The following is a 7,000-nucleotide window of genomic DNA, read 5'->3' on the forward strand; positions in this document are numbered from 1 at the left end:
AACTCGACCTGCTGGTGACCCTTGACTTCCGCATGTCCACCACCTGTCTGTATTCAGACATCGTTCTGCCGACGGCCACCTGGTACGAGAAGAACGATCTGAATACCTCCGACATGCACCCGTTCATCCACCCGCTGACCGCCGCTACCGATCCGGCCTGGGAAGCGCGCAGTGACTGGGAGATCTACAAGGGCATCGCCAAGGCGTTCTCCAAAGCCACCGAAGGCCACCTGGGTGTCGAGAAAGACGTGGTTACCCTGCCGCTGCTGCACGACGCTCCGGCCGAGCTGGGCCAGCCGTTCGATGTGAAGGATTGGAAGCGGGGCGAGTGCGACCTGATCCCGGGCAAGACCGCGCCCAACTTCATCACCGTTGAGCGGGACTACCCGAACACCTACGCGCGCTTCACTTCGCTTGGTCCTTTGATGGACAAGCTGGGTAACGGTGGCAAGGGCATCAACTGGAACACCGAGAAAGAAGTGACGTTCCTGGGTGACCTGAACTACAAGCACATCGACGGAGCCAACGCCGGCCGTCCGAAGATTGAAAGCGCCATTGATGCCGCGGAAGTGATCCTGACCCTGGCCCCGGAAACCAACGGCCAGGTTGCGGTGAAAGCCTGGGCTGCGTTGTCAGAAATGACCGGTCTGGACCACACCCATCTGGCGAAGAACAAGGAAGAGGAGAAGATCCGCTTCCGGGACATCGTGGCGCAGCCGCGCAAGATCATCTCCAGCCCAACCTGGTCTGGTCTTGAAGACGAGCATGTCTCCTACAACGCGGGTTACACCAACGTCCATGAGCTGATCCCCTGGCGCACCCTGACTGGTCGTCAGCAGTTCTACCAGGACCACGAGTGGATGCGCGCCTTCGGCGAGAGCCTGCTTGTGTATCGCCCGCCGATCAACACCAAGACGGTCAGCAGCATGATCAACCAGCGCAGCAACGGCAACGCCGAGAAAGCGCTGAACTGGATCACGCCGCACCAGAAGTGGGGTATCCACAGCACCTACAGCGACAACCTGTTGATGCTCACCCTGTCCCGCGGTGGCCCGATTGTGTGGCTGAGTGAGGACGACGCCAAAGAACTGGCCATTGAGGACAACGACTGGATCGAGCTGTTCAACGCCAATGGCGCCATTGCAGCCCGGGCGGTTGTGAGTCAGCGGGTGATGCCCGGCATGGTGATGATGTACCACGCCCAGGAGCGGATCGTGAACATTCCGGGCTCGGAAATCACCGGTACCCGTGGCGGTATCCACAACTCGGTCACCCGGGTGTGCCCGAAGCCGACCCACATGATCGGCGGCTACGCCCAGTATTCCTACGGCTTCAACTACTACGGAACCGTAGGTTCCAACCGCGACGAATTCGTGGTGGTTCGCAAGATGCACAACGTCGACTGGCTCGACGGTGAAGGCAATGACACTGTTCAGGAGGCTGTAAAATGAAGATCCGTTCCCAAGTCGGCATGGTGCTGAACCTGGACAAGTGCATCGGTTGCCACACCTGTTCAGTCACCTGCAAAAACGTATGGACCAGCCGTGAAGGCATGGAATACGCCTGGTTCAACAACGTCGAGACCAAGCCCGGTATCGGCTACCCGAAAGAGTGGGAGAACCAGGACAAGTGGAAGGGCGGCTGGATGCGTGACAGCTCCGGCAAGATCCGCCCGAAGATCGGTGGCCGTTTCCGGGTACTGGCGAACATCTTCGCCAACCCGGACCTGCCCCAGATTGACGACTACTACGAGCCGTTCGATTTCGACTACCAGCACCTGCACACCGCTGGCGACAGCAAGCACCAGCCGGTTGCCCGGCCGCGCTCGCTGATCTCCGGCCAGCGCATGCAGAAAATCGAATGGGGTCCGAACTGGGAGGAAATCCTCGGTACCGAATTCGCCAAGCGCCGCAAGGACAAAAACTTTGACCAGGTGCAGGCGGACATCTACGGCCAGTTCGAAAACACCTTCATGATGTACCTGCCGCGCCTGTGCGAGCACTGCCTGAACCCGGCGTGTGTTGCCAGCTGCCCGAGTGGTGCCATTTACAAGCGTGAGGAAGACGGCATCGTCCTGATCGACCAGGACAAGTGCCGTGGCTGGCGGATGTGTGTCTCCGGCTGCCCGTACAAGAAGATCTACTTCAACTGGAAAACCGGCAAGTCCGAGAAGTGCATTTTCTGCTACCCGCGGATTGAAGCCGGCATGCCCACCGTGTGTTCCGAGACCTGTGTTGGCCGGATTCGCTACCTCGGTGTGCTGCTGTACGACGCAGACCGCATCGAGGAAGTGGCCAGCGCCCCGGGCGAGCATGAACTCTATGAAAAGCAGCTGGAAATCTTCCTGGACCCGTTCGACCCGAAAGTGATCGAGCAGGCGAAGAAAGATGGCATCCCGATGAACGTGATCGAAGCCGCCCAGCAGAGCCCGGTGTACAAGATGGCGGTGGACTGGAAACTGGCCCTGCCGCTGCACCCGGAATACCGCACCCTGCCCATGGTCTGGTACGTGCCGCCCCTGAGCCCGATCCAGTCCGCGGCGGAAGCCGGCAAGGTCGAATTCGACGGCATACTGCCGAAGATCGAAAGCTTGCGGATCCCGGTGAAGTATCTGGCCAACCTGCTTACAGCTGGTGACGAGAAGCCGATTGTCCGGGCTCTCAAGCGGATCATGGCCATGCGTCTGTACAAGCGTGCCGAGACCGTTGAAGGCAAGGAAGACCTGCGCGCCCTTGAAGAAGCCGGTCTGACCAAGGCCCAGGCGGACGAGATGTACCGCTACCTGGCCATCGCCAACTACGAGGACCGCTTCGTGATTCCCACCAGCCACCGCGAGCTGGCGAAAGAAGCCTTCCCCGATGCCACCGCCCATGGCGAGCGCAACGGTTGCGGCTTCAGCTTCGGTGAAGGCTGCAACGGCGACAGCAAGTTCAACATGTTCGGTGGCCGCAAACAGACCACCAGCATGGTCCAGAAGTTGTCGACCGTGAAGCAGGTTGACCCGAAACAGCTGCAGGAATAAGGAGGCCGCGATGCAACTTTTAAAAGTACTGGCACGGGTACTTGAGTACCCGACCGAAGAACTCCAGGCCTCCAAAGATGCCCTCATTGCCGCTGTCCTTGAGGACAGCCGGCTGCCGAGGCAGAACAAGGAGCAACTGCTGCGCTGTGTGGAAATGGTCTGCGATGGCGACCTGCTGGACATGCAGGAGAACTACGTTGGCATGTTCGACAAAGGCAGGGCCACGTCGCTGCTGCTGTTCGAACACGTGCACGGGGAATCCCGCGACCGTGGTCAGGCCATGGTGGACCTGATGGAGGAATACCGCAGCAACGGTCTGGAAATCGATGCCAGGGAACTGCCGGATTACCTGCCGCTGTTCCTGGAATACCTCTCCACCCGCCCCTGGGACGAGATCCAGAACTGGCTGGAGGACATCCACCATATCCTGGGCTTGCTGGGTGAGCGTCTGTACCAGCGGGAAAGCTTCTATCACGTGGTGATGGATTCGCTGCTGACTCTCTCCGGGCGTGCGGCAAACCGCCAGGAGCTGGCTCAGATCGTCGCCTCGGAAGAGCGCGACGACACCCCGGAGGCTCTGGACAAAGTCTGGGAAGAGGAAATGGTGAAGTTTGTTGATGATCAGGGCAGCTCCTGCAGTACCGGCAGTGTTGTAGGCCAACGCCGCCGGGAACTGGAACAGACCCAGACCATTCACCTGAGTGATCAGCTGATGACGGACGCAACACCCCGTCAGGCAGGGCGCGCCTGAGGGCGCAGGAGGAAACGGAAATGATGTCCTATCTCAATACACTACTGTTCGGGGTTTATCCCTACATTGCTATCGCGATCCTCGTGATTGGTACCTGGGCTCGCTATGACCAGGGCCAGTTCACCTGGAAAGCCCATTCCAGCCAGATGCTGCGCAAGAAAAACATGGTGATGGCCAGCGTGCTGTTCCATGTCGGCGTACTGGTGATCTTCTTCGGTCACCTGGTGGGCCTGCTGACACCGCACGCGCTCTACGAGCCGTTCATGACCCCCGGCACCAAGCAGGTGATGGCGATCGTGGTTGGCGGAATCGCAGGCGTGATGGCGATTATCGGCGGCGCTATGCTCGCCTGGCGTCGTCTGACTGATCCACGTATCAAGGCCAGCAGCACCTTTGCGGACAACATGATCATCGTCATCCTTGTCATTCAGCTGGCACTCGGCCTGCTGACCATTCTGCCCACCATGGGTCACCTGGATGGCAGCACCATGCTCAAGTTCTCTGCCTGGGCCCAGGGCATTGTCACCCTCCAGGGCGGCGTGGCCGGCTACATTGCCGACGTGCACTGGATCTACAAGACCCACATCTTCCTGGGCCTGACCATCTTCGTACTCTTCCCGTTTACCCGACTGGTGCACATGCTCAGCGTGCCGGTGGAGTATTTCGGGCGCAGGTACCAGGTGGTTCGCAAGCGCGCCTGATGCAAATGAAATCGGGGTCGGATGAAAGCATTCATCTGACCCCATGTTTACCGAGGTTATTGCTATGCAACTCATCCCCGTCGGCGACGCCGAAGAACCCAGAAACCAGTTCCCGCCGGTCACCGTGGGTGAAACCCTCATCGGCGAAGACGACATCGCCCGGGAAATGCAGCACCACCCGGCCGAAGAAGTCGCCGAAGCCTGGCATGAAGCCGCCAGAAGCCTCGTCATCCGCGAGCTCCTCCTGCAACAGGCCAGCCGCCTCAAGCTCGACGACATCGCCGACGAGGAAGACCGCATTGCCCGGGTACTGGAACTCGAACTCAACGTCCCGGACCCCACCGAACAGGACTGCGAACGCTTCTATAACGCCAACCCGGCCCGCTTCCGCAGCCCAACGCTGATGGCCGTCAGCCACATCCTCCTCGCTGCTGCCCCGGACGACGTCCAGGAACGCATCCGCCAGGAAGAAGCCGGCCAACAGCTGCTGTCGTCCCTCATCGACGGCCGCTCCCAGTTCGCCGAACTGGCCAAACAATACTCTGCCTGCGAATCCCGCCACCAGGGCGGCAGCCTCGGCCAGATCAGCAAGGGCCAGACAGTGGACGAATTCGAGCGCCCCGTCCTGTCCCTGGAAGAGGGCCTGAACCCGGAACTGATCGAAACCCGCTACGGCTGGCACATCGTCCGCGTCGACCAACGCATCGACGGCCAGCAGCTCCCGTATGAGCACGTCAAACCCCAGATCCGACAGTACCTGAGCGAGAGTGTAACCCGCCGGGCGTTTCGTCAGTACCTGCAGGTTCTGGCAGCGGAAACTGGCGTAGAAGGAGTAGATCTCGAGCTGCCCGACTCGCCACTAATGCAGTAAAAGGCGCGCGACCAAAGCCTGGAGACTGGCAGGAACCCCCTTTCCAAAACTGTCTGCAGCCATGGATGGCTGCAGTCAAGCGCCACATGGATGTGCCGCAAGGAGCGTGTTTTGGAAAGGGGGTTCCTGCCAGTCTGTACTCGATGTTCAGTGCGCCAGGCGCCAGACCTAGCGGTAGCCTTTTCGACTCAAATTAGTTAGCAAAAAAACACTTTGAGTTAGATCAATTACTCCCGAATAACCCCCCGACTACCCCCATGGGGGGAGCGATTTTCCCCCAGTATCCTTCTACTATTTAAATCATGATTTCGCATGCATGAATATGCAGAGAGGATACACCAATGGCACTGACCCAAACGGCCGAAACCCGCTACACCAAACCCGTGCTCGTCGCCGTCAACAAACCCTTTGACGACGAAGACGGCCTCCAGGCCCTGCGCAGCCATCCACTGTTCTCGGAACTCAATGGCAAAGACCTGCAGCACCTGATCCAGCAATCCCGAAGAATCCGCCTTGGCCATCACCAGCTGCTCTATCGCCAGGACATGCCGGCGCACCATTTCTTCTTCGTGATCTCCGGCCGCTTGCGTCTTTACCGCCTGGACTCCTCCGGCATCGACCGAACTCTCGACAGCATCGCCCCTGGCGACTGCTTCGCCGAAGTCATGATCTATGCCGATCCGCCCCGGTATGCCTGCTACGCCGAGGCCCTGAAATCCAGCGAGGTTCTGATGATCCCCGTGAAAGCCTACCAGGACATGCTGGAAAGCAACCCGAAATACGCCCAGGCAGCCCTGCGGCATTACGCCAAACGCGCGGTTTCCCGGTTCCACGACCTGGAAATCATGACCGTACAGAACGCCCGTGACCGCCTGATCCGCTACCTGATCGACCTGCTGCCCAATGGCGCAGATGAGGGTGGAGAAGTCGAGTTGCCGCTACCCAAGTGCCTGGTGGCCTCCAGGCTGGCCATGCAGCCGGAGACTTTCTCCCGGATTCTGGCGGACCTGAAAGCCAACGGCCTGGTGCGGGTCAACCGCAGCCGACTGTTCATCTCGGATCCGCAGCGTCTGATTGAGATCAGCCAGTAACGGATCACATTCAAACCTCCAGGCTTTTTGGAAAGGGGGACAAGTGACATCGAGAAAGCAACGTCCACTGATTTACTCGTGTTCCGGCTGCTCTGACGTGGCGCAGCTGGCCAACAATGTGGCGGTAAGTCTGGACCATGCCGGCGAATTCGAAATGTCCTGCATCTCGGGCGTTGGCGGCAAGGTGCCGTCCCTGGTGAAAACCGCCAGATCCGGTCGCCCGATCACGGTTATTGATGGCTGCCCGTTGCACTGTGCCCGGGCCTGTCTCGAGAACATCGGTGTGGAGCCCGATGAGCATGTCCGGCTCTACGACTTCGGCTTCAAGAAACATTATGGACAGAGCTACGGCGAAGATGCCGTGGAAGAAGTCTGCGACGAAGTTCGCAGGCTCACCTCGTCCGACCAGCTCATTGCCCGCCACGCGTAAATCGCAGCGGCCCGGTACCAGTAAGGATTCACCAAGATGATCAGCAGTTACAGTGACCTGATTCAGGCCTCCCACAGCCAGCAGGAGCCCCAGCGCCTGCTATTCGTTTTCTGCCGGGCAGAGTTGCCGGACGA

At 59.5% G+C, this 7,000-nt stretch carries 7 protein-coding genes and 1 pseudogene; all 8 read left to right on the plus strand.

What is annotated here, in order from left to right:
* Positions 1–1,451, plus strand: a 1,451-nt coding sequence (locus tag B2W52_RS18670; RefSeq protein ID WP_286803885.1) for a molybdopterin dinucleotide binding domain-containing protein, incomplete at its 5' end; no start/stop codon positions are given.
* A complete protein-coding gene (gene narH / locus B2W52_RS18675) occupies positions 1,448–3,022 on the plus strand; it encodes a nitrate reductase subunit beta (RefSeq protein WP_008175403.1) in 1,575 nt (524 codons plus the stop codon). The genes B2W52_RS18670 and narH, both read left to right, overlap by 4 nt.
* 10 nt (positions 3,023–3,032) lie before the next feature.
* Positions 3,033–3,773, plus strand: a complete 741-nt coding sequence (gene narJ / locus B2W52_RS18680; RefSeq protein WP_273017247.1) for a nitrate reductase molybdenum cofactor assembly chaperone — start codon at positions 3,033–3,035, stop codon at positions 3,771–3,773.
* A 23-nt stretch (positions 3,774–3,796) separates the two neighbouring features.
* Entirely contained in the window at positions 3,797–4,474 is a 678-nt protein-coding gene (gene narI / locus B2W52_RS18685; RefSeq protein ID WP_273017251.1) for a respiratory nitrate reductase subunit gamma, read from the plus strand.
* 64 nt (positions 4,475–4,538) lie between these two features.
* The gene (locus B2W52_RS18690) at positions 4,539–5,345 is read left to right on the plus strand and encodes a peptidylprolyl isomerase (protein WP_273069412.1); all 807 of its coding nucleotides are present in this window, start codon (positions 4,539–4,541) and stop codon (positions 5,343–5,345) included.
* Between the two features lie 341 nt (positions 5,346–5,686).
* Complete coding sequence (locus B2W52_RS18695; protein ID WP_008175395.1) at positions 5,687–6,436, plus strand: Crp/Fnr family transcriptional regulator; 750 nt, start codon at positions 5,687–5,689, stop codon at positions 6,434–6,436.
* Between the two features lie 43 nt (positions 6,437–6,479).
* Positions 6,480–6,866, plus strand: coding sequence for a putative zinc-binding protein (locus B2W52_RS18700; protein WP_273017246.1), 387 nt, complete (start codon positions 6,480–6,482; stop codon positions 6,864–6,866).
* Positions 6,867–6,902: 36 nt separating this feature from the next.
* Positions 6,903–7,000: pseudogene (locus tag B2W52_RS18705) on the plus strand (ribonucleotide reductase subunit alpha); the annotation flags it as partial.

This window comes from Marinobacter sp. UBA2498, from assembly GCF_002341575.1.
In the GTDB taxonomy this organism is placed as follows: domain Bacteria; phylum Pseudomonadota; class Gammaproteobacteria; order Pseudomonadales; family Oleiphilaceae; genus Marinobacter; species Marinobacter manganoxydans.

Excerpts from the sequence above, each read along its gene's own strand:
- narH (WP_008175403.1), top strand. The coding sequence starts at position 1,448 with ATGAAGATCCGTTCCCAAGTCGGCATGGTGCTGAACCTGGACAAGTGC.
- narJ (WP_273017247.1), top strand. The coding sequence starts at position 3,033 with ATGCAACTTTTAAAAGTACTGGCACGGGTACTTGAGTACCCGACCGAA.
- narI (WP_273017251.1), top strand. The coding sequence starts at position 3,797 with ATGTCCTATCTCAATACACTACTGTTCGGGGTTTATCCCTACATTGCT.
- B2W52_RS18690 (WP_273069412.1), top strand. The coding sequence starts at position 4,539 with ATGCAACTCATCCCCGTCGGCGACGCCGAAGAACCCAGAAACCAGTTC.
- B2W52_RS18695 (WP_008175395.1), top strand. The coding sequence starts at position 5,687 with ATGGCACTGACCCAAACGGCCGAAACCCGCTACACCAAACCCGTGCTC.